Annotated in this window: 21 protein-coding genes; 5 read left to right on the forward strand and 16 right to left on the reverse strand. The window is 49.3% G+C overall.

The window, feature by feature from the left end; translation table 11 throughout:
- Nucleotides 1–47: 47 nt before the first annotated feature.
- The 12 genes from KWJ01_RS21635 to KWJ01_RS21690 all read right to left on the reverse strand — a co-directional run bounded on the left by KWJ01_RS21635 (nucleotide 48) and on the right by KWJ01_RS21690 (nucleotide 13,706).
- Nucleotides 48–497 (reverse strand): DUF2452 domain-containing protein, encoded by a 450-nt coding sequence (locus tag KWJ01_RS21635; protein ID WP_224999199.1) that lies wholly within the window; start codon nucleotides 495–497, stop codon nucleotides 48–50.
- Nucleotides 498–504: 7 nt separating this feature from the next.
- Nucleotides 505–660, reverse strand: a complete 156-nt coding sequence (locus tag KWJ01_RS21640; protein WP_224999200.1) for a hypothetical protein — start codon at nucleotides 658–660, stop codon at nucleotides 505–507.
- Nucleotides 661–673: 13 nt separating this feature from the next.
- A complete protein-coding gene (locus KWJ01_RS21645) occupies nucleotides 674–2,191 on the reverse strand; it encodes a M20/M25/M40 family metallo-hydrolase (protein WP_224999201.1) in 1,518 nt (505 codons plus the stop codon).
- A 38-nt stretch (nucleotides 2,192–2,229) separates the two neighbouring features.
- On the reverse strand, nucleotides 2,230–3,987 hold the full coding sequence (locus KWJ01_RS21650) for a hypothetical protein (RefSeq protein WP_224999202.1): 1,758 nt from the start codon (nucleotides 3,985–3,987) through the stop codon (nucleotides 2,230–2,232).
- The gene (locus KWJ01_RS21655) at nucleotides 3,980–6,259 is read right to left on the reverse strand and encodes a hypothetical protein (protein ID WP_224999203.1); all 2,280 of its coding nucleotides are present in this window, start codon (nucleotides 6,257–6,259) and stop codon (nucleotides 3,980–3,982) included. Before KWJ01_RS21655 ends, KWJ01_RS21650 begins: the two co-directional genes overlap by 8 nt.
- A complete protein-coding gene (locus KWJ01_RS21660) occupies nucleotides 6,238–7,530 on the reverse strand; it encodes a BatA domain-containing protein (RefSeq protein WP_224999204.1) in 1,293 nt (430 codons plus the stop codon). Before KWJ01_RS21660 ends, KWJ01_RS21655 begins: the two co-directional genes overlap by 22 nt.
- Complete coding sequence (locus tag KWJ01_RS21665; protein ID WP_224999205.1) at nucleotides 7,524–8,426, reverse strand: DUF58 domain-containing protein; 903 nt, start codon at nucleotides 8,424–8,426, stop codon at nucleotides 7,524–7,526. The genes KWJ01_RS21660 and KWJ01_RS21665 overlap by 7 nt, the downstream gene beginning before the upstream one ends.
- Nucleotides 8,423–9,418, reverse strand: a complete 996-nt coding sequence (locus tag KWJ01_RS21670; protein WP_224999206.1) for a MoxR family ATPase — start codon at nucleotides 9,416–9,418, stop codon at nucleotides 8,423–8,425. Before KWJ01_RS21670 ends, KWJ01_RS21665 begins: the two co-directional genes overlap by 4 nt.
- Before the next feature lie 9 nt (nucleotides 9,419–9,427).
- Entirely contained in the window at nucleotides 9,428–10,045 is a 618-nt protein-coding gene (locus tag KWJ01_RS21675; RefSeq protein ID WP_224999207.1) for a DUF4159 domain-containing protein, read from the reverse strand.
- A gap of 7 nt (nucleotides 10,046–10,052) precedes the next feature.
- A complete protein-coding gene (locus KWJ01_RS21680) occupies nucleotides 10,053–10,484 on the reverse strand; it encodes a hypothetical protein (protein WP_224999208.1) in 432 nt (143 codons plus the stop codon).
- A 142-nt stretch (nucleotides 10,485–10,626) separates the two neighbouring features.
- Nucleotides 10,627–11,943, reverse strand: a complete 1,317-nt coding sequence (locus KWJ01_RS21685) for a TldD/PmbA family protein (protein WP_224999209.1) — start codon at nucleotides 11,941–11,943, stop codon at nucleotides 10,627–10,629.
- A gap of 125 nt (nucleotides 11,944–12,068) precedes the next feature.
- Nucleotides 12,069–13,706, reverse strand: a complete 1,638-nt coding sequence (locus KWJ01_RS21690; protein WP_224999210.1) for a TldD/PmbA family protein — start codon at nucleotides 13,704–13,706, stop codon at nucleotides 12,069–12,071.
- A gap of 127 nt (nucleotides 13,707–13,833) precedes the next feature.
- Between KWJ01_RS21690 and dinB the strand changes: the two genes are divergently transcribed.
- Nucleotides 13,834–14,931 (forward strand): DNA polymerase IV, encoded by a 1,098-nt coding sequence (gene dinB, locus KWJ01_RS21695; RefSeq protein ID WP_224999211.1) that lies wholly within the window; start codon nucleotides 13,834–13,836, stop codon nucleotides 14,929–14,931.
- 167 nt (nucleotides 14,932–15,098) lie between these two features.
- On the opposite strand, the gene KWJ01_RS21700 is transcribed toward dinB, so the two are convergent.
- Together KWJ01_RS21700 and KWJ01_RS21705 are read right to left on the reverse strand one after the other, a co-directional pair.
- Nucleotides 15,099–15,869, reverse strand: coding sequence for a carboxypeptidase-like regulatory domain-containing protein (locus KWJ01_RS21700; protein ID WP_224999212.1), 771 nt, complete (start codon nucleotides 15,867–15,869; stop codon nucleotides 15,099–15,101).
- Nucleotides 15,870–16,055: 186 nt separating this feature from the next.
- Complete coding sequence (locus tag KWJ01_RS21705; protein WP_224999213.1) at nucleotides 16,056–17,888, reverse strand: ABC transporter ATP-binding protein; 1,833 nt, start codon at nucleotides 17,886–17,888, stop codon at nucleotides 16,056–16,058.
- 198 nt (nucleotides 17,889–18,086) lie between these two features.
- Between KWJ01_RS21705 and KWJ01_RS21710 the strand changes: the two genes are divergently transcribed.
- From KWJ01_RS21710 to dapA, 4 genes are all read left to right on the forward strand, one after another.
- On the forward strand, nucleotides 18,087–19,661 hold the full coding sequence (locus KWJ01_RS21710; protein ID WP_224999214.1) for a GAF domain-containing protein: 1,575 nt from the start codon (nucleotides 18,087–18,089) through the stop codon (nucleotides 19,659–19,661).
- 74 nt (nucleotides 19,662–19,735) lie between these two features.
- Entirely contained in the window at nucleotides 19,736–21,754 is a 2,019-nt protein-coding gene (gene ligA / locus KWJ01_RS21715; RefSeq protein WP_224999215.1) for an NAD-dependent DNA ligase LigA, read from the forward strand.
- A complete protein-coding gene (locus KWJ01_RS21720) occupies nucleotides 21,754–22,272 on the forward strand; it encodes a hypothetical protein (RefSeq protein WP_224999216.1) in 519 nt (172 codons plus the stop codon). Before ligA ends, KWJ01_RS21720 begins: the two co-directional genes overlap by 1 nt.
- Nucleotides 22,272–23,159 carry a 4-hydroxy-tetrahydrodipicolinate synthase gene (gene dapA / locus KWJ01_RS21725; RefSeq protein WP_224999217.1) on the forward strand — a complete coding sequence of 296 codons (888 nt, stop codon included), beginning with the start codon at nucleotides 22,272–22,274 and terminating at the stop codon, nucleotides 23,157–23,159. Before KWJ01_RS21720 ends, dapA begins: the two co-directional genes overlap by 1 nt.
- Nucleotides 23,160–23,286: 127 nt before the next feature.
- Here dapA and KWJ01_RS21730 read toward each other — a convergent pair whose 3' ends face one another.
- Together KWJ01_RS21730 and KWJ01_RS21735 are read right to left on the reverse strand one after the other, a co-directional pair.
- Nucleotides 23,287–23,472, reverse strand: a complete 186-nt coding sequence (locus KWJ01_RS21730) for a histone H1 (protein ID WP_224999218.1) — start codon at nucleotides 23,470–23,472, stop codon at nucleotides 23,287–23,289.
- Nucleotides 23,473–23,562: 90 nt separating this feature from the next.
- Nucleotides 23,563–24,822, reverse strand: coding sequence for an aminotransferase class I/II-fold pyridoxal phosphate-dependent enzyme (locus tag KWJ01_RS21735; protein ID WP_224999219.1), 1,260 nt, complete (start codon nucleotides 24,820–24,822; stop codon nucleotides 23,563–23,565).
- Between the last annotated feature and the right edge of the window lie 122 nt (nucleotides 24,823–24,944).

The following is a 24,944-nucleotide window of genomic DNA, read 5'->3' on the forward strand; positions in this document are numbered from 1 at the left end:
AGTATCCAAACAGATATTAGTACATGAGCACATTAACAATTAGCACGCTACTCCAGCACCTCCCAGGTATGATCGGGCAGCAGCTTTACTGAGGCTATGTGCTCTCCGGGCTTTTTGCTGCGACCCCATTCACCAGGGCCGATCATAGATAAGAGATGTTCGCCTTCCGGACGCTGGTAGAGGTGGTACTGATGCCCGATATGGGGCTCAAAATTCATTTCGGCTTCGTAAATCTTTTCGCTTACCTCTGCACGCTTCTGAATTTCACGGGCCTGATCTGCCAGGAGCTGTGCCTGCCGGTATAGTTGCTGCATCTGGCGCTGGGTCTGGTCACGCATGGCTGCCAAAGCCCTGCCCTTGATCTTTCCCTTGTCTTCGGGTCTGATTACTGCACTGCCAACCGTATGCGGAAAAGCAATCAGCCCGGGAAGCTCGGTAGCTTTCTCCCGCTCCTTCTCCAGATCTATTTTATCTACATCAATTTTCTTTCCTTTCATGCTAAGACTAGGGCCTGTGCTGTACTGATTTTGGTTCTTCACGGGGCTGCTCTGGCCGGGGTCTGCGAAACTCTGTTTTGCGGCTGAAGTCCCAAACTACAAATGCCAGCAGCAGTAAAAAGATAATGGTGATCAGCAGAAAAAGTTTTTTAGAACGATTCATGACGCAAATTTAATCATTCTTCCAATAAGTATACTTTTCGCAGATCAGCATTCAGCAATCGTCGTCTTTTGTGTATGCCCTCGGCCTGTATCCGCAGTATGGTATTGGTATAAATATTCATACCCTGCTCCAGGGCGGCCACAGGCAAACGTTCGTTTATGCTGTGCACGCTCTTGATCAGCTCCTCCGACATCAGCGCCGGTACCAAACCATAGGTAGGTATATCATGGTCGCGGAAAAAAATATTATCGGTAGTGGCCGGAAAAAGTATGGGAATTACCGCTGCATTGTCCAGCTCCTGCTCCACAGACCAGGCCAGTGCATCATAAAAGTCGTTCACGGGTGAGGGTCTTACTTCAGGAGAGCTGTTTAAAACACTTATTTTAATTTTAGGCTCATCCAGGATTCGCTCCAGCCTGCGAATGAATGCTTTTACTGAAGTGTTGGGCTGCAGCCGGCAATCGAGGTAGGCAGTAGAAATTGTAGATATTTTATTCGGGGGTCCGGGAGGGTTCTCCAGTTTGGTAACAGTAATAGTGTTGGTGGTAAGTGCTTCCAGCAGCGGATCCCGCTGTACTACGTTCTTAACGAACGGTCCAAGAATCCACCAGTTGATGTGGCTGATCAAAAACCCTCGCAGGCCACCTTCTGCCCTGCCAAGCCGCCGGAACATGCGCCTGTTCACCCGGTTAAACTCCATATCGAACTTTCTGCCCTGCAGCCTGCTTAGGGCATAGATCATTAATTTGTTGGCATATTCCGGCGCAGGGGCCGCACCATGGCCGTAGCTGTTGAGCTGCAAATCAAGCCTTAACCACAGCACTCCTTTTTCAGCCACAGAAATTCCCACCACCGTTTTATCGGGTGTACTGGTAAGTACATTTTTGAGCCCGGCGCCTCCTTCACCAAAGGCTACCAGCGGTTTTAGCTCAGTCAGGTTTCTTTCAAGGATATACCTGGCACCTATACCTCCGCTGCCCTCTTCGTTAGAAACACATAAAATACCAACATTATACAGGAACTCTACTGTATCGGCAGCTTCTTTAATATTCAGCAACGCCATTAACTGCATAATGCCGGGCCCTTTATTATCAATTGCCCCCCGGCCCCAGATGGTATCATTCACTACTTCTCCAGAAAATGGCGGGTAGGTCCATTCTTCCGTAGTAGCGGCAGGCACAACGTCTATGTGGTGCTGCAGCCAGATTACTGGTTTATCTTCCTGAAGCGGATAAAGTGTTGCAGCAAAATTATAGCCTAAACTGTCGGCAGGCAGGTTGTGAACATATAAACCTTGTTCACGGCAGTATTCAGAAAGGAATGTTCCCGCTTTTTTTTCGAAACCACTGAGGGAGTGTATTTTCAGATATTCAGAAAGCAGGCGGGCAGCTTCTGTTTTTTTGAGCTGACTGCTTCTGTATACTTCCGGATAATATTCTCTGCTCTCCTGTGCCTGGATCACAACACAAGGCAACAGCATTACAGCAACAAGAATAACATAGCATAATCTACCGCCACTAAACCTCTTCACCCTTATTAAACTGTTATTCAGCATGAATATTTTATCTGTTACGATCCGTTAAGTTTCTTTTCCAACCACAGGCCTCCCACCCCTATGATAAAAAGAAAATAAAACAGCCAGGGAGAAACAGGTTTTTTGCTGTATTTGCTTACCTCAGCCCCGGCTAACCCCTGCTTTGACTTAAGGTTTGCTAAGGCCTGCTGTCTCTGTGCCCTGATGATGGAGCTGGCTGTGCTATCCACCCGGAAAACAGCTGTATCACCGGCAGTGATGGCGGTATACCACCCCGCCTGCTCAGGCCAGAATTTTAGCTGCCAGTAATTAGGCCTTTTGCCAGATTGCCACACGGGCACCTCAACACGCTGCTGATTTGGATCTAATATCTGTAGCCCGGGCAGGCTATCGCTACTATATAACCCAAACGCTACAGGCAAATGTTTTGCCGAGCTTTGTGGCAGCTCCCACTGATTTTCTTTGGCTTTTAGTGGTAGCACATCTGTAATAAGCCGGTGCCAGAACTGCTGATATGCCTGCGGCTTTCCTATCAGCAACAGCCGGTAGCTTGCCACACCTCCACTTATCAGCACCTGCCCTGCACCATAGCGCCTGGTGATGGCAACAACACCCTTTTTGCCTTTAACAGCCACCTGCCAGCCAGACGGGAATTTACGTATGGGCCGATACTCAAGGGGCAGCTGCATGCCACCTAGCAAGAGCGTTTCTTTCACCTCCTCAGGGGCAAACTGTATGCGCTCATCCTGCAGGCTGAGCTGGCTTGTTTCGGCACCAGGATAGAGCAATAGTCCCACCCCCTGTTGCTGTACTGCAGTGATCAGCTCCTGCTGTGCATTGCGGCGAAGCTCCCCGTAAAATCCTGTACTCAAAATAAGCACATCCCACCCAGATAAACCTCTTTTATTGAATAAAATTGGCTGACGAGGTAAGTTTATCCATTCATTTACGCTCTTTCCCGGGGCAAGGCGGGCGGAATAATGCAATTTATGCCCCTCCAGCGCCAGCAGCTCCTTCAGGTACTTGCTTTCTGGCTCAGGGTATGATGTAAGCAGTGCCAGGCGCAAAGCCTGAGGTTCGGAAACCTGCACAGGCAGCGGGTAAGTTCCCAGCGTATCGCCCTGCTGACTAAGCCAGTAGAGCTGGTAAAGACCTGTGCCGATAAACTGAGTTGGTGCACGCAGTACAAAGGTATATTTCTCCTCACCCTTGGCAACAACAGAATCAAGCGCGATGCCTCCCTGCGATAACCTCAACATACCATCTGCTGCCGGAGCCAGCCACACCCCCTGCACCTTTAAGGTATCTGAAGGGCGTAACATGCGGCTGTAAGCCAGCGACAACACACCTGCCGTGCTGCCGGCAGGCACATAACCAAGCTGATATGCCTTTAATGGTTCCAGCTCCTGCTCTGTTAATCCATTACCTACTACAATAACAGGGCTGCCGGGAGTAGCATAACGTTGCAGGTAACTTGTTCCTTCCAGTAACGGATAGCGCTTGTGTGGCTGCAGACTTAACACACCCGCCGCGGGATACACCTGCAGTAGGCTATCCAGCTTATTTTCTCCGGCTCCGTTCAGCACTATGGTTGTACTACCGCCAGCGGCTTTATAAACTGGCTTCAGCGCCACTCCAAGCAGGGCTGCAATTGCCAGAAAAAGCAGAAATACCCTGATGGCAAAACTGCGCCCTGTACTCCTATGCCTGTATTCTGCCCAGGCAAGAAAAAGAAACGTAATCAATGCAAGGCCGCAGGCAAGCCAGGTAACGAGAGGTGTTGATTCAATCATGGACAGAGGTGCTTGCTGCTTCTAAAAACTGTTGATGCTGATGGTGGAGAAGTTGTGGCCGGGCAGTGGGCAGGCTTTGTTTAGGTAATAGCAGAAAGAGCCCCTGCTCTGCTTTTCTAACATCTGAAACAGATGGCACAGAATTTTCCTGCAGGCTGTTCAAGGTATTCAGAAGATAGAAGTAATCCATATAAGGCCCGCCAATTACCAGCAAACGGGCCACTTCCCTGGATGCCTGCCTAGCAAGCTGTTGCTCTGCCGCGCTCAAGGACAAGCCTTTTTCCCAGAACGAAAGCCGTGACAGCAACTGCCTGGATGCCCCCAGTGTGTCGGCTGCTGTTTTCTGTAGGGAGCGGTTCTCTGGCTTTATTGCTTCCTGTTCGCCCTTGAGCCGGTGTTCTGCAGGAATCAGGGTTGGCAGGTCTAATCCTACACGCTCAACATATATGCGGGTTGACTGCTGAACCTCTTTGATAATTTTAAGTGCCCTGTATTCGTAAGGCAGGGCCTGCTGCGGCTGCGAGAGTCGCAAATATTTTTCTGCCTCCCACATTTCGGCCAGGGCTGCTTTCAGCTTTACCTTGATCCTTTCTTCATAAAAGGTAGCGCCCTCTTCCGTATCATGGGCGTGCCCGAACATCTCAACCAGACCCGCTGCCGGCGATGCTCCGGCAGGCTCCTCATGACCCGCAAGTGCATGCTCGTGCCGCTCATTACCGTACTCAGCACTATCGTGCTCTTCTGTTTGTTCTTCATCATCATGCCCCTCTTCGTGCCCATCCCCAGGATGCTCTTCTGCATTACCTGCAGGTGCACCCCCTGCATCACTTACAAATTCCTCACCCAGAAATTTGCCGTATCGCAGGCGTAGCAGCTTCTGATCAATGGCCAGGTTTTGATTTTTCTTTTCCCACTCTTGCTGCGGGGTAGACTTTTGTGTGCTGATCAGTTTTTCTGTATCGATAATGATTTGCCGCTGACTCCTGAAATACTCTGGTTCAATGTCCATGGCTAAACCGCTGCTCATCATGCTAACGGCCTGGGTGGTGTCTTTCCACTGGTAGTACCAGCTGTTGCTCCGCCTGTGCTGACCACGGGGTGGTTTATTATCATGGGCCTCCAGGCGGTAATAGAGCTCATCTCCCGGCTGCATACCAAGTGCTTTGGGGTCCAGCTGCAGTTTTGTGGCAGCTTCTTTAGCCCCTGCCGCAATTTCAATCCAGCGTTTTTCTTCCCGGAAGCTCACGTTTTCGCCACTGCCCCTGCTAATGGTGAGGCTTAGGTAAAGGTCTTCCATGCCGTAATCGTCTGCCGCCTCTACCGATACCTGAAAGGACTGCCCCTCCTGCTCGAGCAGGTACTGCTCAGGTTGCAGTATTCTCAGGCGTGGTGGCTCATCTGGCTGCACAGTGATTTTCAGGAATGGACTAAAGGCCGTATCTGTAGCCGTTGCATAGCCAATGCGATAAAATAACTGCTTTTGTGCCTGCAGCTGTGCGGTCCAGGCGCCCCTGCTTGTCTTCTCGAAATGTAGGGTGTCGTTTTGCTGGTCTGCTAGAAAAACCTTGTTAACGGCATTGTTGAAGCTTAGCTGCCAGGTTATGCGACTATTCTCCGGTGCCTGCAGATCGCTTAATTCGTAGAACCTGGCAGCCTGCCGGGTGTATGAGGGGGGAGCCAGGCGTACCCTTGCCTCCTGCAATTGGGGCAATGCTCTTTTAACCTGCTCTACCTGCCTCTTTACAGAATCTGGTACATTAGCAGGTAGCGAGGCGCCAAAAGGATTTACAGCCTCTGCGGTTGGCTGCCACACACGCAGCATTAAGGCCCCTGCCAGCATGAGCAGGCATAAGATTGTAAAAGGCATCATCAGATTTACAGGTGGCTGCTGTTTTTCTGCAATAGTTGATACCTCCTGCCCTATGCGCTGGCGCTGTAAGCGAGCGGGCAAACTTAGCTGTTGTGGTTGCTGGAGCAGTAGTCCGGCGCTGTGCTGCAGCCGTGGATGCTGTTGGTTGAGCCAGGCAGCTGTGCGGGCAGGGGTAATTTGCTTAGGGGGCTTTTGCAGGAATAGGATAGCAAATACCGCTAAGCCTGCAGCAACTGCAAAAGCCCCGGACATAGCCAGTGGCAGCCACAGCAGGAGCACAAACAACAGTGCGACAGCAGGCAGCAGTGACAGCACAACCAGCCGGAGCAGGTGCTGCATTTGCCAGCGGCGCTGTAACTTAAGCAAAGGATGGTTAGATTCTATTTCCGTAAGCTTAGCCATCTTTCAAATATAAAAACCAGTATCAAAGCAATCCAGAGGTAGTTCTCTAAAGGATCTCCCTCTTGCTCTTCTGCTGCAGCCAGGTAATATTCCTGTACTGGCTGCCAAAGCGCTGGCAACCACTGTTCTTCTGCCAGTAAAACCTGTGGTGGTGCCAGCCTGCTACTGCCTGCCTGGACCAGGGCTTCCGCCAGCTCAGGTACAAAACGTGCCAGCTGCACACGGTTATTTTGCTCTTCAAGTAAAGATTTACGTACCCTGATCAGATGCTGCTCCTTTGGGTGTTCACTAAACCAGCCAATTCCCTCTTCTTCAGAAAGCACAAACCTCCTGGCTGTACTGGCTTTCATAAAGGCTGCGGGGGGTTCTTCTTTTGATAACCAAACCCAAACATCTGCACTGTCTCCTGCTGGCTGTTGTGTTTCGGGCACCATGTTCAGCTGCAAGGCAAGGGCCGGCTGCATACTGTCTATCATTTGCAGTGCAATTTGCCATAAACCTGCTTCGCGGATATCACCTGCCGGATGCTGTAATATTACATTCAACGTGTCGGGCTGCTGCAGGCTAACCCTTCTCCCAAACGCTTCTCTTATCTTTAGCGAATCTGCCAGGGCAACCTCTTCATGCTGCAGTCGCCAGATACCTTCCGCCTCCTGCCAATAGCTTGCCAATAGTTGGGTATCATTTATTTGCAACAGTTGTGCAAGCTGCCTTTCTGCTGGAGCCGCTGGCACCGGCAGTGGTTTATAAATCTTTGTTAAGGCGGGACGGTCACCAGTAAAGCGGTTTAGCCATGGGTAAAACTGAAGCCACACGGTATCGCCGGTATTTTCCAGTTTTTCAATTTCTCTGAACACTTCCCAATAACCAAAACTGCTGGAATCTGGCAGCGCGTTCTCATCCAGGACTGGCAGTCCGGGCTGGAGTAAATGCGGTTCATACCCAAGGGCTCTGAGGCTGTCTGTATTGGTTTGTGCAGCCAGCTCCGGGGCTATGAAGAGATAAGCTTTCTGAACCCTGTCTTCATGCAAAATAGCCGGCTGGCAGAGTAGCAGCACTAAAATGCTTAGCAGGAGGCAGCGCAGCAGCAGTAACCAGAGTTCATTTGGCTTTATGCTGCGGGCCTGCACCGGCGAACCACCGCTAAAGGTTTTCAGGCTGCCTACCATCAGCACCCGGCTGCTGCGTTTGTGCAGCAGGTGAATGGCAATGGGAGCAAGGAGCCCCAGCAGCCCCCATAACATCATGGGTTGTAGCAGTTGAATCACCATGCCGTTGCCTTGCTTTTATCTCCCAGGTAAGCCTGTAGCACCGCCAATGGCTCCTGGCCTATGCTCACCGGCACATAGCCTATGCCCCTGCGCTGCAGCCAGCTTTTCCAGCCCTCCTGCCAGGCAATGAATGCCTCTGCCGATGCTCCTTTATCGCCACCGGAGCGAAGCTGCACCTTCTGGCCTGTTTCCAGATCCTGTAAAATAACACCATTGGGTAGTTGTTGTGGCTCCCGCTCTTCCGGGGCTATCAGGTGCAGCACCCGCAGGTCCTGACCAGAACCAAGCAACTGCCCCAGGCATTTTTTCAATTCTTCCTCTTCCTCCCAAAGATCTGTGATCAGCAGTACCAGGCTGGCGGCACGTGCCTGCTGCAGCATAGCCGGAGGCAGAATTTTGGGCCAGTGACCATCTGCTGTGCTTTGCTTGAGCAGTTGAATAAATTCCTGCATATGGTGCCTGCTACGCCTGAAAAGTAGTTGTTGCTCCTGCTGATCGGAAAGGATTTGCAGTCCGGGTACATCGTTCTGACGGTGGGCTAGCAATCCCAGGGCAGCAGCCAGTGCCTTTGCATAGTTTATTTTACTCCAGGCGCCGCTTTTGTGCTGCATGGAGGCACTTGCGTCCAGCAGCAGCAGCACCTGCATTTGCCGCTGTACCTCTGCCTGCCGCACATAGAGGCGCTTGCTGCGGGCATAGAGCTTCCAGTCAAGCAGCCGCAGGTCGTCGCCGGGCTGGTACGCCCTGAACTGGCTGAACTCCTGCTCCTCCCCGCTGCTGCGGCTCTGGTGCTGCCCGCCCTCCAGCCGGTGTATGGCTGTTTTGGCAAACAGCATCAGGCCATGCGGAAGGTCGAGGAGCTCCGGCTTTAGCCATGGCGACTCCTCCCGCTTCATCGCTTACCCTCCTCCTGCAACAGGCGTTCCACCACCACATCGGGGGTTATACCCTCAGCTTCGGCACCAAAGTTTAGCAGTATGCGGTGACGTAATACTGGTTTTGCGGCCCATTTCAGATCTTCAGGAATAACGGAAAGCCTGCCGTGCATCAGGGCATGTGCTTTAGCCGCCAGCACCAGGGCCTGCCCCGCACGCGGACCGGCACCCCAGCTAACCCACTCTTTTGCAAAGGCATTTTTACTCTGCTCCGGCCTTGTAGACTGCACCAGCCCTGCCACCCACGCCAGCAGCTCCGGACTTATGGGCAGGTCGCGAACCATACGCCGCAGGCGGATGATTTCATCGGCTCCCATCACTGGTGAAATGGTTGCTTTTTCATTAGAGGTGGTACGGCTAAGGATCTCCACCTCTTCCTTCAGATTGGGATACCCCAGGCGAATGTAAAGCAGGAAGCGATCCAATTGAGCCTCAGGCAAGGGAAAAGTGCCTGCCTGCTCCAGGGGGTTTTGGGTTGCCAGGATCAGGTAGGGCTGCTCCAGCTCATAGGTTTTGCCAGACCAGGTAATGTGGCTCTCCTGCATGGCTTCCAGCAGGGCGGCCTGTGTTTTGGGTGGGGTTCTGTTTATTTCATCGGCCAGTACTATATTGGCAAAAAGCGGCCCCTGGTTGAATATAAAATGATGGTGACCTGTCTGCCTGTCTTCTTCCAGTATTTCGGTACCAATGAGGTCGCCGGGCATCAGATCGGGAGTAAATTGTATGCGTTTAAAGTTTAGGTGCAGCGCCTGTGCCAGGGAACGTACCATCAGTGTTTTAGCCAGTCCGGGTACTCCTTCGAGCAGGGCATGCCCGCCAGCCAGCAGGGTTACCAGCAGCTGGTCCACCACATCCTGCTGGCCTACCACTGCCTGACCAATGGCCTGGCGCAGCTGCGGCAAAAGGCGGGGTAGTGTTGTTAATTCCTCTTCGGTATAATGTGCGGTTTGCATAGGTTGTGTTTAAGCAGTAAGGGCGTATATGATGATGTTCACCCCAAACTTAGTATTGTCTTCGGCAAGCCAGCGCTTGTTGCGGTAGTCGTAGTCCCACTCGCAGCCATAGTCTTTATTGCTGTACAGCACCCTTATTTTACCGTCTATTTCTATGGCCTTCAGGTAATCGTGCACCAGGTCGTCGCCCCAGCCATTCAGCTCAAAGCCTGTAGTGGGTGGGCCTTCTTCAAACCTGAAAAAAGAAGAATAAAGGGGGTGACGGTTAGAGATCTTTTTAAGAGCCCCTTCACCAAACAGCTTTGCCATTTGTATCTCAAACGATTTGGCGAAGAGGCCATCGATGTCGTGGTTGCAGTCGTCTACAAACACAAATCCGCCCCTGTTCACATATGCCTTGAAATTACTGGCCTCCTCCTCATCGAACTCTACCAGTTTATGCCCGCTTAGGTAACAGAAAGGCGATTCAAAAATCTGTTTGCTGGAGAGTGGCACCACCCGCTCCTGTGTATCGACGGGTATTTTGGTGTATTGAATGATAGAGTGCATTAGGTTGGAAGGCATGCGCTGGTCTACATTCCAGTCTCCGCTGTTGTATTGCAAGCGCGTAAAAAAGAACTTGCTCATGGGCTCTCTACTCCTCCTCTTCTTCGCCTTCGCCCGACATCAGTACATATCCGTAGGGCCCATCTTCGGTAACAGCAATGGTGTAAGACTGCTTTTCGGCTATATCCAGCAATAAGTACTGCTTTCCGCGGATGCTTACCGCCAGTGTTTCATCATCGAGCACTTCTACGCCTACTTCATCAGCCTTAAGGTCTTTTACTACTGAATGTTCATTGGCATACTGCTTCATGAGGGGGGGCTGGTTTCCTTCCTGTATGAAACGGGCTACTTCAGCTTCATTCTCTACAAGTGTTCCGGTGGAGCACAGAAAACCATCAAAATCGATAGACTCATCATCTTCTTTAAGCAGAAAGGCATATACCGAAAATCCATCGCCATCTATCACCAGTGTTCTGCCTATTTCTGCCAGGTGAAAAGATAAGTATAAGTCTGTGTCCATATTGTTGTTTTTAACAGTGATTGGTCATTCATACGAAGTACCATGTATAGAGTATATGGTACAAAGACAGCCACAGACATTTTATGCCTGCTATTTATCAACATACCATATACTCTATACAATATACTTTGTTCTTCAACGACTACACCGCATCTGAAAGGCTGGTAAAGGTAAAGTCACGGATTTTCATGGGCGGCACCAGGTTGCCTTCTACCCTTTGTGGCTTACCGAGGGCCTCCAGGTTGTTAAGCATGATGATGGGGCTCTCATTGAAACGGAAATTTTTCACCGGGTACATGATCTTTCCATTTTCGATGTAGAAGGTACCATCCCGGGTAAGACCGGTGTACAGGAGTGTTTGTGGATCTACGGCCCGGATGTACCACAGGCGGGTTACCAGTACACCTCTTCTGGTGTTTTTGATCATCTCATCAAGCGATGCATTGCCACCTTCCATTACAAAGCGTGAGGGTGAAGGCAGCGCCTCTTTTCCCTGCTTGCTGGCCCAGTAGCGGTCGTAGTACATATTTTTTACTACCCCATTTTCTATCCAGGCAGTCTTCTTCATGGGTGTACCCTCGCTCGACCAGGTAGAGAAAGGCACCTCGGGATGCAGCGGGTCGCTATAGATCTTCACCCTTTCATCTACCAGCTTTTCGCCCAGTTTGGTACCTCCTCCTTTTTTGGAAAGAAAGCTGCGGCCTTCGTCGGCATTGCGGGCGCCCATGCTGTTCATCATGTTGTTGATCAGGTCGGCAGCGGCAGCAGGCTCCAGGATCACCGTATATTTGCCTGGTTCAATGGCCTTAGGATTGCGGGAGCGCAAGGCTTTATCAATGGCGATCTGGGAAGCTTCACCGGTATTGAGCTTCTTTACATCATTGAAATCGCGGCGAACCCAGCCGGAACCGGTGCCATCTGCCGTACGCATGGTAACGGTAAAATCAACATCGCTAAACTGGCTGTAGGCAAAAAGACCTTTGGAGTTCATCATGGAGCTAAAGCCGGCATTATCCTCCAAAAAGCCCGCCGCTGTGATGTCTTTAGCAGAGGCAGGCATAATGCTGTCGGCTGCAAACTGTGCACGCTGATCCGGAGAAATATCGTCTGTGCTCTTAAAATAGGTTTTTGACTCCTGGTACTGCTGGGGCTCCAGGGCTCCCATGAATTCGGGGTTTTCAGGAGCCAGCTTTGCGAGCTCTTCGCTGCGGCGCACCACTTTCTCCAGTGAGGCTGCATCAAACTCATTGATGGTACTGGTGCCGCTCTTCTTGCCAAAAGAACTGTTCACGACCAGGGTTGTATTTTCTTCGGAACCGCTGGTGGAAACAGAATTACGGGCATAACGAATGTTTCCGCCCTCTACACTATTGAGGTTTACCACGCATTCATCTGCTTTGGAGAGGCTGATCACCTTTTCCATTAAGCTGCGCGCCTCTTCTTTAGATAATATTGCCATTGGATTTAAGTATTGGGTATTAAGTATTGAGTAGTGGGTATCAAGTATGCTGTGTTAAGATTATTAGATGGGTTTGATATAAACCAGTTATAATCTCAACACTCAATACCAGATACTCAATACTATTAAATGTTTCTAGCTGTATTGATCACATTAACGCCATTGAAGCGCGTGGTGCTGCTGCCGTGCGATACGGCAGAGATCTGCGAGGGCTGTCCTTTGCCATCGAAGAATGAACCGAAGAGGCGGTAATCACTTTCGTCGCAAATTTTGGCGCAGCTGTTCCAGAACTCCTGGGTGTTGCTCTGGTAGGCAACATCATTAAGCATTCCGGTTACCTCGCCATTTTTGATCTCATAGAAGAGGGTACCGCCAAACTGGAAATTATAGCGTTGCTGATCTATGGAATAAGAGCCGCGGCCAATGATAAAGATACCATCCTGCACATCTTTGATCATATCCTGCATGCTGTATTTTTCGGTACCTGGGGCGAGGCTTACGTTTGGCATGCGCTGAAACTGCACACTGCTCCAGCTATCGGCATAGCAGCAGCCATGTGATTCGTCGTGATTCAGGATGTGCGCCTGATCGCGGATGGCCTGGTAATCTACCAGCGTACCTTCTCGTACCAGGTCCCAGCGCTTGGTTTTTACGCCTTCGTCGTCCCAGCCAACCTGGCCCAGGGAGTGGTCCTGTGTTTTATCGGCAAAGAGGTTTACCAGCTTACTGCCGTAGTTAAAGTTTTTGGCTTTCCACTTATCAAGTGTGGCAAAAGAGGTTCCTGCATAATTGGCCTCGTAGCCCAGTACCCTGTCGAGCTCCAGCGGGTGACCCACCGATTCGTGAATGGTAAGGCCCAGGTGATTCGGATCGAGCACCAGGTCGTACTTACCTGGCTTTACCGATTTGGCAGCGATCATCTCTTTGGCCTGGCGTGCTGCAGCGGTGGCATCTTCTTTGATATCGTAGGTATTGCCGTAGAAGATAAGCCCGGCAGGTCCCTGGGTTTTGTCCTGGGCGCGGCCGCTCATGTACTCCCAGCCCATGCCCATAGGGGCACTAAGTGCTGCGCGCTGCTTAAATTTACCACTGGCCGGGTCTACGGCTGTAACAGTAAAGGTTGGCCATATGCGGTGGATGTCCTGGTTGATATAAGAACCGTCGGTAGAGGCAAAATACTTTTGCTCATTTACCAGAAAAAGGGCGTTGTTAACAAAGTTTGCACCCTGCTCCTGTGCGGCAGCGTTGGCGCTAAGCAGCAGGTCTACCTTTTCTGAAAGCGGCACCTCAAAGGCATTTTTTTCGATGGGGGTGCGCCAGTTCTGCTCTCCATAGCTTTGCACAGGCACCAGCTTAACAGGTTCTTGCTGCAGCTTACCATTTGCTTTGGCAATGGCAACCGCCTGTTCTGCTGCTTTTCTGATCCCATCAGGCGTTACCTGGTCGGTGGCGGCAAAGCCCCAGGTACCATTGGCAATTACCCGTATGCCCACACCATAAGATTCGGTGTTCACGGTATTTTGCACTTTATCCTCACGGGTAAAAAGGTACTGGTTCAGGTAGCGGCCTATCCGTACATCTGCATAGCTGGCACCACGGCTCTTTGCTGTATTCAGGGCAACATCTGCCAGCTGCTTGTGTAATTTCGGATCGATCACGCTGTAGGGCGTATCCAGGGGTACTGACTTGCCAAACAGGTAGGTAGGAAGCATAAGTGCTCCGGCCCCCATACCAGCCAGCTGTAAAAAGTCTCTTCTTTTCATTATTTAGCAGTAAATTTCTGAAATGGAATTTAGCAACGCCTAAGTTAATGTTGCAACAATCATTAGCTTAGACCGCTTAAAATACAGCTACTGGTAATAAATACCAAATAAATATTTGGCGTGTTAGATGAACGGCAATAAATCAGGGGTAAACGGTGCAGCTACACTACGCAAGATTATCCACGTTGACATGGATGCATTCTTTGCATCGGTAGAGCAACGGGATAATCCTCACCTGCGTGGAAAACCTGTAGCTGTTGGCGGCAGCCGGGAGCGTGGTGTGGTGGCTGCCGCCAGTTATGAGGCCCGTAAGTTTGGTGTACGCTCAGCCATGCCTTCTTCACATGCCTATCGTTTATGCCCGCACATCATCTTTGTAAAGCCGCGTTTTGATGCCTACAAGGCTGTAAGCAGGCAAATAAGAAAAATATTCCTGGAGTATACCCCGCTGGTAGAACCCCTCTCCCTCGACGAAGCCTACCTCGATGTAACACAGCCAATTATTGGCCCGCCTTCCGCAACACTAATTGCAAAAGAGATAAAACAAAGGATCAGGGAAGAAACAGGACTTACTGCTTCGGCCGGTATCAGCTACAACAAATTTCTGGCTAAAGTGGCCTCTGATGTACAGAAGCCCAATGGTCTTACACTGGTTAAACCTGATGAGGCTCTGGCGTTTATATCGCAGCTGCCGGTAGAAAAGTTTTATGGAATTGGTAAGGTTACCGCAGACAAAATGCACAGCCTTGGGATTAAAACCGGTGCAGATTTAAGAGGCTGGCCCGAGGCCAAACTGGTACAGTTATTTGGTAAAAGCGGCAGGTTTTATGCTCGGCTGGTGCAGGGCATCGACGAACGGCCTGTTACGCCCGACCGGCAGCGCAAATCTGTTGGTGCCGAAAACACCTTTAGCCAAAACCTGCTGCAGCTGGAAGAAATGCAGGCCGAACTGGATGTTATTGCCGGGGATGTAGCAGAGAGGCTCCACCGTCTGAACCAGCAGGGACGAACCCTGACATTAAAAGTAAAATTTTCGGATTTCGTGCAGATTACACGCTCGCTCACACTTCATCAGCCTATAAAGGAGCAGGAAGAATTACACAGACTGGGCTGCGAATTATTAGAGGGTGTTGACCTGGAGGAGAAAGAAGTGCGCCTGCTGGGACTCACTGTTTCCAACCTGGATCTGCCGGATGCTAACGGGCAACTGAGCATTCCTTTTTAAATTGAAGAACCAGATTTTTATCATTCAACACTCTGCCATGGCAATTTCAGAAGGCTGAACATGAGGGTTACATTCTAGAACCAGATCAACCGGATACAAAAACAGCCCTACCATATGAGGAGGGCTGCACTGTTAATATATTACAAGGGATAAAAACTGATCCCATTCTATTTACTTGCTATAAAGTCTTTGAAACAGCCAAGCACAGCCTCGTGAATTTCGTATTCTGAAGCTTTCATCAGAAAATCATCAGGCATCACACAGAACTTCATAAACTCGTTCAGTTTCTCTTCATCCTCCAGGCCGGTGATATTCTGCACTACCTCTTTGTTGAATTTAGTAGCAATATAGGCCTCATTCTGTTCCTGAACGGCCATTCTGGCTTTAAACTGGCGCCCGCGCTCCTTGTTGTTAAATTTATTGGCAAAGCCTGATATGGCTCCGGTGTGGGAGAATACTGTTACACCCCCCGGGTCACCTTCATCCGTTCTCCTCTCAATCACTGGCGCTGGCAGATCAAGGGCTACACCTTCGTCCGGCAGGTTTAGCCCAAGTATTTGTTCTTTGAACCTGGCTTCGGAAGGAAATTTAGTAATCACCACTTCTTCCATCTGCTCGGTTTTAGGCTGTAGTTCAATGGTTACAACACCTTCTGAGGCTGTTGCCGGCACCGGGTATTTAAGAGTAACATAGCCTATGTTGGAGATGATAAGGGTATCACCCGCCTCCACAGGCATGGTGAAAGCACCACCTGCCTGGCTCACTGTTAGCAGCCCTTTATAGGGATTGGTAATGTGTGCATGCGGAACTGCCATACCAGAATCAGCATCAACCAGCTGACCCTTAAAAATATACTCAGTCTTTTTTGCAGGGCTCTGTGCCAGAGCAGCAAAGCCAATAAGCATTAAAGCTGAAACTATGAGCAAAAATCTGGGCATATTTATTATTTTATTAGTGCTACCCTTGCCATGGCAAAGTAATAGCTATTTAGATAATTTCTATATTATTTTATTTAAACGGCATAAAAACATCTCTGTTTCTATGAAGCTAACACCTGCTCCACTATTTAATCAGCCTTTACTTGCTATATCTTAACGTAAGCACCAGACTGATAGTGTAGCCTGTTAAGCGTAGCCCCTTGCCTGCAGCTGAAACAGTTCGGCATACCTGCCCTGCTGCATCAGCAGCTCTTCGTGAGATCCTGCCTCCAGAAGCCGCCCTCCCTCAAGCACCAGTATCCTGTCGGCCATACGTACCGTACTGAAGCGGTGGCTGATGAGCACGGCCATTTTGCCTCTTGTGAGCTCTGCAAATCTAAGGAACACCTCATGCTCAGCACGGGCATCCAGAGCAGCCGTGGGCTCATCCAGAATTAGCAGCTGGGCATCTCGTATGTAAGCCCGGGCCAGGGCAATCTTCTGCCACTCTCCTCCGGAAAGGTCTACCCCATCGGCAAAACGGCGGCCAATCATTTGCTCGTAGCGCTTCGGTAGCTTTTCAACCACTGTGTTGGCCAGGCTTCTGTTGGCAGCATCTTCAATACGCGGCTTTTCTTCTCGGTAACCGATCCGCCCAACTGCAATGTTATCGCCAGCCGTAAACTGAAAACGAACATAGTCCTGGAAGATCACCCCTATCTCCTGCCGTAATGCGGCCGGATCATATTCTCTCAAATCGTGCCCATCGAGTAAAATGCGTCCTTCTGTTGGATCGTAAAGCCTGGCCAGCAGTTTAACCAGGGTTGTTTTACCCGCCCCGTTTTCGCCTACAAGTGCTACTTTTTCTTCAGGATTAAGCGTAAAATTAACGCCCCTGATGGCCCAGCGTTCAGAATTAGGATAATGAAAACCTACATTTTCAAAAGTAAAGCCCTGCCTGATCGGCCTTGGAAAAGGCCGTGGGTTAGCGGGCGCTGCAATGAGAGGCTTAAGCTCAAAGAACTCAAAGAAATCCTGCAGGTAGAGGGCACTTTCACCAATTTTAGAGAAGCGGTTCAGGATATCTTCCAGCCTGCTACGCATGGTAGAAAACGAACCTGCATAAAAAGTAAGATCTCCCAGGCTTAGCTCTCCGCTAATGGTACGGTAAATAATATAAACATAGGCAGCATAATAGCCTGCGCTTCCAACAGCAGCAAACAAAGCCCCCCAGCCGGCGCGCTTTACTGCCAGCTTTTTATTTTCATTGTAGTACTTATCAGAAAGAAACTTAAACCTGCCAATCAGGAAATCGGAAAGGCCGAACATCTTGATTTCTTTGGCGGTTTCGTCGCTGGCGCCGGTGTAACGTAAATAATCCAGCTCCCTCCGTTCGGGAGTCCAGCCCCAGATCAGGGAATAGCTACGCTCATTAAAGTGTGATTCTCCCAGGAATGCCGGTATCACTGCCACAAAAACCAGCAGTATGAGCCACCATTTAAAGGCAATCAATCCACCAGCCAGAAAAGCCAGGGTAATAATATCCTGCAGCTGGCTAAGTACCTGCGTCATCAGCAGGGTGCGGCGTACGGTTTGCTGGCGCGCTCGTTCGAGCTTATCATAAAATTCGCTGTTCTCGTACTGGTACAGGTCCAGCCGGGCAGCCTGCTGCATCAGCCTTACCGAGGAATCGTTGGCAAACAGATCTCCCAGCAGGCTATCCAGCAGCGCAATACCCCTGTTAAGTACATCCGAGATAATGGCAAGCCCAAACTCCATTGCCACATACAGCAACAGCCGCTCTGTACTGCCTCCGTCACCTGCTGCCAGCAGCACTACTTCATCTATAATCAGCTTGCCAATATACAGCACGGCCAGGGGCACGGCAGCCTTAAAAAGACGTACTGCTACATTACCCAGGGTTAACGATGGACTTGCCTGCCAGATCAGGCGAAAAAAAGCCGGTAGGTGCTTTAGTGCAGACAAGCGCTGCTGGAGGCTTATTTTTTTATCGGGTGGTTTTTGATCTCTGCTTCTCATCCTAAGGTTAAACTACACAATGTCACTTTAACTAAACAACAGAATCACTACAAATGATCATTTCCGGCAACCGGAGCATCTAAAAAGAAATAATAAATAGTAAAATGTTACACCGCGGCAGCGGCGGCAGCTTTGCAATGGTTATGAATGCTAATCCTGATGTTGTTTTTTTGATACTTATTTAGAGATAAGCAAGCGATGTCAATACAGAAGAAACTCAATACTTTTCGCTCCCGCTTTTTACTGATCTATGGTACAGCTGCCTTTATCAGTGTTTTGCTTATAGTATCGGCTGGTATACTCGTTAACCGCGTTACCACAAAGTACCAGACGCTCTCCACTGTTATCGAACCACTGAAATTCAACCTCTTATCCTTTAACAGCGAATCAAACCAGCTTGCTGCCCACCAGCAGGCTTACTTGTTAAGCAACAGCGAGGAGTCTAAGGAATATGTGGCCTACGTTAGCAAAAGACTGCAGGACCGCATCAAGATTCTTACAGGTTATGCAGACACCCTTAAAGATGAAACAGTAAGTGCCGGCACTGAAACTCTTACAGTTGAAATGGGTAAAATGTTTGCCGCCTCCACACTGCTGGAGCACGCTGAAACAGCAGAACGGGAGATTATTATCAAAGACCAGCTGATGCCCGCCGTGCTTAAGATCAGCAAGCTAACAAAGGAGATGAACACCTACCTCTTTGAACAGCACCTAAGTGGCTTTACTGTAATGATGGAACGGCTGGAGAACGTTCAGCTAAGTGCGCTGCTCATTTACACGGTGTTAATGCTGTGCTTTTATTACATAATACATAAAACCTATACCTTTATTGTAGGCCAGGTAAAAAAGCTTGACCAGGAGATTGGTGAACTGGCAAAGGGTAACTTACCTGAAGAACTCTCCGATCCTGAAAATGAGCTGTCGTTTATCTCAAACTCTATAAACCAGTTACTGAAAAACCTGCAGGGGGTAAAGGAATTCTCCATCAGCGTAGGCAAGGGAGATTTTGAAAGTAACATTAGCGTATTTGATAATGCCGGAGACTTGGGTACCGCCCTGGCATCCATGCGCCAGAGCTTAAAAGAAGTATCTGCCGAAGACAAGAAAAGAGATTGGGTAAACCAGGGACTGGCTACTTTCCTTAGTATTATCCGCGATCATGGACATAATACCGAAGAACTGGCCTACCAGGTGCTGGCAAACCTGGTAAAATACATCAAGGCTAACCAGGGAGGCATTTTCATAGCAGACCAGGAACGGCATGAAACAAAGCTGCGGCTAGTTGCCTCCTATGCCTACAACCGTAAAAAGTATGTAGAAAAGGTATTGCTGCCCGGCCAGGGGCTGGTGGGACAGGCTTACCTGGAGCGGGATCACATATACCTGAAGGAGATTCCGCAGAACTACGTGCAAATCACCTCCGGCCTTGGCGATTCCACCCCGAGAACCATCTACATTCAGCCCCTGATAGTAAATGATGAGGTTATGGGTGTGCTGGAGCTGGCTTCTTTTGGCGATATAGCACCTTATGTGCAGGATTTTATTAAAAAAGTAAGCGAATCTGTTGCAGCAGCCATTGGAACCGCCCAAAACACCAGCCGGAACAAACAAATACTGGAGCAATCGCAGGAGCTGGCAGAGCAGTTAAGGGCCCAGGAAGAAGAACTGCGGCAGAATACCGAAGAGCTCCAGGCAACACAGGAAGAAATGCACCGCCGCATTCTGGAGCTTGAAAAAGAAAACCAGCTACTGCAAAGTAACAAACATGCATAATTGCCCTGCTTTTTGCCGGTGCACCATTTCTTAACTCCCTAGTTTGTGTAGATTTGTAAAAAGCTAAAATCTGCATGCAGCGCGAAGAAGCAGGACTACGCATTAAAGAGCTCCAGAACCAACTACATTATTACAACGAGCAGTACTACCAGCATCATAATTCGGTGGTAAGTGATTATGAGTTCGACCAGCTACTGGAAGAACTTATAGGGCTTGAAGCGGCTTTCCCCGAATTCAGAACCCCTGACTCACCCAGCCAGCGGGTAGGTGGCACCATTACCAAAGAGTTTCCTACGGTTTACCACCGTTTCCCGATGCTCTCGCTGGGCAATACCTACAGCGAGGAAGAGCTGCAGGAGTTTGATGCCAGGGTAGCCAAAGCCCTGGGCAGCGAAGCCTATGAATATTTCTGCGAGCTTAAGTTTGATGGCGTAGCCCTAAGCCTTACCTACGAAAACGGCGTGCTGGTGCAGGGTGCTACCCGTGGCGATGGCGTACGCGGTGATGATATTACCCCGAATGTACGCACCATCAACACCATTCCTCTGCGGGTAAATGCACAAGGAATGCCCCAGACCTTTGAGGTACGTGGTGAAGCCTTTATGCCCTTAAGCTCTTTTACACGTATTAACCGCGAGCGCGAGGAAAAAGGAGAAGCCCTGCTGGCAAACCCCCGCAATGCCACCTCCGGTACGCTTAAGATGCAGGATTCAGCCATTGTAGCCCAGCGCAAGCTGGATTGTTATGTTTACTCCCTGCTAAGCGATCAGCTGCAGTTAAACACCCATGCCGATGCTATTGCACTGCTGGAAAAGGCTGGCTTTAACGTATCGCCTACCTACAGGCTCTGCCGCAGCATCCAGGATGTAATCAAATACATAGAGGAATGGGAGTTTAAGCGGACCGAGCTGCCCCTAGAAACAGATGGCATCGTTATCAAGGTAAACAGCCTGGCACAGCAGTCGAGGCTTGGTTTTACAGCAAAGAGCCCGCGCTGGGCCATTGCTTTTAAATATAAAGCCAAGAGTGTAGCCACACAGCTGAATGATATTGAGTACAATGTAGGCAGAACCGGGGCTGTTACACCCGTGGCCCACCTGGAGCCAGTGCTACTGGCAGGCACCGTTGTAAAAAGAGCTTCTGTGCACAATGCCAATTTCATAGCCGATATGGACCTGCGCCGCGGTGATACTGTCTATATTGAAAAGGGCGGCGAGATTATACCTAAAATTACAGGTGTTGAATTTAGCAAGCGCAAACCCGACAGCATGCCTATTGTATTTCCGGAACACTGCCCTGTGTGTGGCACCGGCCTGGTGCGTAAAGAAGGAGAAGCAGCCCATTACTGCCCGAACGAACGTGGGTGTCCGCCACAGATTAAAGCAAAGCTGGAGCACTTTATACAGCGCCGGGCCATGAATATAGAAGGCATTGGTGAGCGCACCATTGAGCAGCTCTATGAGCGTGGGCTGGTGCATACGGTTGCCGACCTGTACAAACTTACCTACGATGAGGTTTTTGCGCTGGAGGGATTCAAGGAGCTTTCTACTCAAAACCTGCTTGCCGGTATTGACCAGTCGCGCCAGGCCCCTTTCGAGAATGTATTGTTCGGACTGGGCATCCGTTATGTGGGCAGAACAGTGGCCGAAAAACTGGCACGCAGCTTTGGTTCCATTGACCGCCTGGCACAGGCCTCATTCGAGGAGCTGATCAGCGTACCCGAAATCGGCGAACGGATTGCCCAAAGCATCCTCGATTTTTTCAGCCAGCCAGAACATAAACAGCTGGTACAAGAACTAAAAGATGCCGGATTACAGTTTGAAACTACAAAGCAGGCCGAAGCACCGGCCGACGGACCTTTAACAGGAAAAACCTTTGTGGTGAGTGGCGTTTTTGCCAATTATGGCAGGGATGAGATCAAGGAAGTAATTGCACAGCATGGAGGCAAGGTTACCTCCTCTATTTCTTCTAAGCTGGATTATTTGCTGGCCGGAGAAAACATGGGCCCTGCTAAAAAGCAAAAGGCAGAAGCAGCCGGCGTTTCCATCATCACGGAAGAAGAGTTTCGGAGCATGATAGGTATTGAAAGCTAATGTCTTTTTTACACGCCACCATATTACCCATGCGTGTACGTACGCAGCTTAGAAATAACAGGTCTAAGCGTGGAAGCGTTACCTACCGGGATGCAAAGAAAGTTGGTATACTCTTTACCATGAACAGCCTTGATGATTATGAATCGATCAGGCAGTTCGAAAACAGGCTAAAAAAAGATGGAAAAGAAGTGAATGTATTAAGTTACCTGCCAAAAAACGTAGAAAACTTTCATTTTCACTACGACATCTTTTCAATAACCGACTTTTCTGCAACAGGCCAGGTAAAAGCGGGCAATATCACTAACTTTCTGGAGCAGAAGTTCGACTACCTGATTTGCCTGGACAAGGAACCAAACCTGTATATTGAGTATATTTTAGCTGCCAGCGCTGCCAGGTGCCGTATTGGCAACTATGTTGAAAATAAAGAGTCCTTGTTTGAATTAATGATACGCCTGAACGGAAATAATTCCGTGAACAACCTTATTCAACAAATTTACCATTACACGAACAAATTCTAATGAATACTAAATTTACCGGTGTAGGCGTGGCACTCGTTACCCCTTTCACGGCAAAGGGAGAAGTTGATTATGATGCCCTGGACCGGCTCCTTCGCCATACTGCCGAGGGAGGAGTAGATTATTATGTGGTTCACGGCACCACCGGTGAATCTGTTACCACTACAGTTGCTGAAAAAGCCGAAGTTTTACGTTTTGTAAGGGAAAATAACCCCCACAAGCTGCCTATCATGTACGGCCTGGGTGGCAATAACACCCCTGCCCTGCTTAAAAAGGTTAAGGAAATGGACCTGGAGGGTGTGGATGCCATTCTTTCCGTAAGCCCCTACTATAACCTGCCTACCCAGGAGGGCCTGTATCAGCATTATAAAGCATTTTCAGAGGCCTCTCCCGTGCCCGTAATGCTCTACAATGTACCTACCCGTACGGCCCGTAACCTTAATGCAGAAACAACACTGCGCCTGGCCGAACTGCCAAACATTATTGGGGTGAAAGAAGCATCGGGCAACCTGGTGCAGTGTGCAGAAATCGCCAGCCATAAGCCGCAAGATTTTCTTCTGATCAGTGGAGATGATATGCTCACCATTCCTATCATTTCTCTTGGTGGCAAAGGCATCATCTCGGTTTTGGCTAACGCTTTGCCTACCCTCTTCCAGACCATGACCCGCAATGCCCTGAAAGGAGACTTTGATACCGCCCGCCAGGCATTATTTGCCTTACTGGAGCTAAATCCCTACATCTACGAAGAAGGTAATCCTGTAGGCGTTAAACAGGCGCTCAAATGCCTGGGCATTTGTGAGAACTCAGTGCGGCTGCCACTTGTACCGGCTTCTTCAAAACTGTGTGAAAAAATAGAGGCAACTGTTCAGAAGCTGAAAGCTATTGCATAAATAAATGCACAATTGATATAAAAGCTTCAGAAGATGGAGCAAAAATAAAAGCGACACTTTGCAGTGTCGCTTTTATTGTATAATAATCTTAGTAAAGTCTGATGCAGTTTATTCAGAATGTAGATTCTTACTTTTGTTCTGCGTCGTTCTTTTTATTCTGAACTTCAACGCGTATCTCCTGGGCAAGATTTTTAAGCTCCTGCATACCTTTGCGAACGCGTGTACCAGCAGCCTGGTTTTCTTTGTCGTAGAACTTCTGGAAGTCTGACTCAAGCGACATTACCAGGTCTCTGATTTGGTCGAAGCGGTTCATAAATTGGCTTAAGTTTGGTTAACTGATTAGGATTTTTATTTTAAAAGCAATATAGCTATTTCATTAAAAATCGCAAATCAATACCCCCTTTTAAGCGTCAAACATGGCCATTTTTGCTGCATATTCGTGGTTTACATATGCACCAGTATCCAGTTTATGCTTGATTTCAGAGAAAGCCTGAATTGTTTGAGCCACATCTTCCAGGGTATGTACCGCTGTAGGTATAATGCGCAGCATGATAACGTCTTTTGGCACTACCGGGTAAATTACCACAGAGCAGAAAATGTTATAATTCTCACGCAAATCTTTGTTAAGAATGGTAGCCGCACTAAGCGCACCTCTTAAAAATACAGGGGTTACGGGAGAGGTAGTAGTTCCAATATCGAAACCTTTCTCACGCAGACCAGACTGCAGTGCATTTACGATCGTCCACAGTTTTTCCCTGTGCTCAGGCTGGGTACGCAGCATTTCCAGACGCTTGCGTGCTCCTTCCACAAAGATCATGGGCAGTGCCTTGGCAAAGATCTGTGAGCGCATGTTGTATTTCAGGTAGTCGATAATATCGCGGTTACCGGCTACAAACGCACCAATGCTCGCCATTGACTTGGCAAATGTAGAGAAGTAAAGGTCAATGTCGGCCTGTACACCCTGAGCTTCTGCAGCACCTGCACCAGTTGGGCCCATAGCACCAAAACCATGTGCATCGTCAATGAAAATACGGAAGTTGTACTTTTTCTTCAGTGCAACGATATCCTTTAGGTTGCCCATGTTGCCCGACATACCGAAAACACCTTCGGTAATAACCAGGATACCGCCACCAGTCTCGGCAGTGATGCGTTCTGCACGCTTCAGCTGTTTCTCCAGGGCCTCCATATCGTTATGCGAGTAAACGAACCGCTTACCCATATGCAGGCGAACGCCGTCTACAATGCAGGCATGGGATTCTGAGTCATACACGATCACATCATGGCGGTCAACCAGGGCATCGATAATAGACACAACCCCCTGGTAACCAAAGTTAAGCAGGTAGGCAGATTCTTTTTGAACAAACTGAGCAAGTTCATTCTCGAGCTGAAGGTGCTGATCTGAATTTCCAGACATCATACGCGCACCCATCGGATAGGCAGCTCCCCAGCGGGCAGCAGCATCGGCATCCGCCTTGCGCACATCAGGATGATTGGCAAATCCAAGATAGTTGTTTAAGCTCCACGTGAGAACTTCTTTACCACGCCATACCATGCGTGGTTTGATCTCACCCTCCAACTTGGGGAACATGAAATAGCCTTCGTCAGCTTGCGAATGCTTTCCTAGAGGTCCCCGGTCCTGCAGTAGTTTTTCAAACAGATCCAAGACTGTTAATAGTTATGTTGTACAATTCTACGGTCAAAACAAAAAACACTCAAAAGTAAAATTAATTCCCGACTGTACAAAATAGGCTATAAAATTCCTGCTGCTTCTTCGGTTTTAGCCCA

Source organism: Cesiribacter sp. SM1, assembly GCF_020178975.1.
Classification (GTDB): Bacteria; Bacteroidota; Bacteroidia; order Cytophagales; family Cyclobacteriaceae; genus Cesiribacter.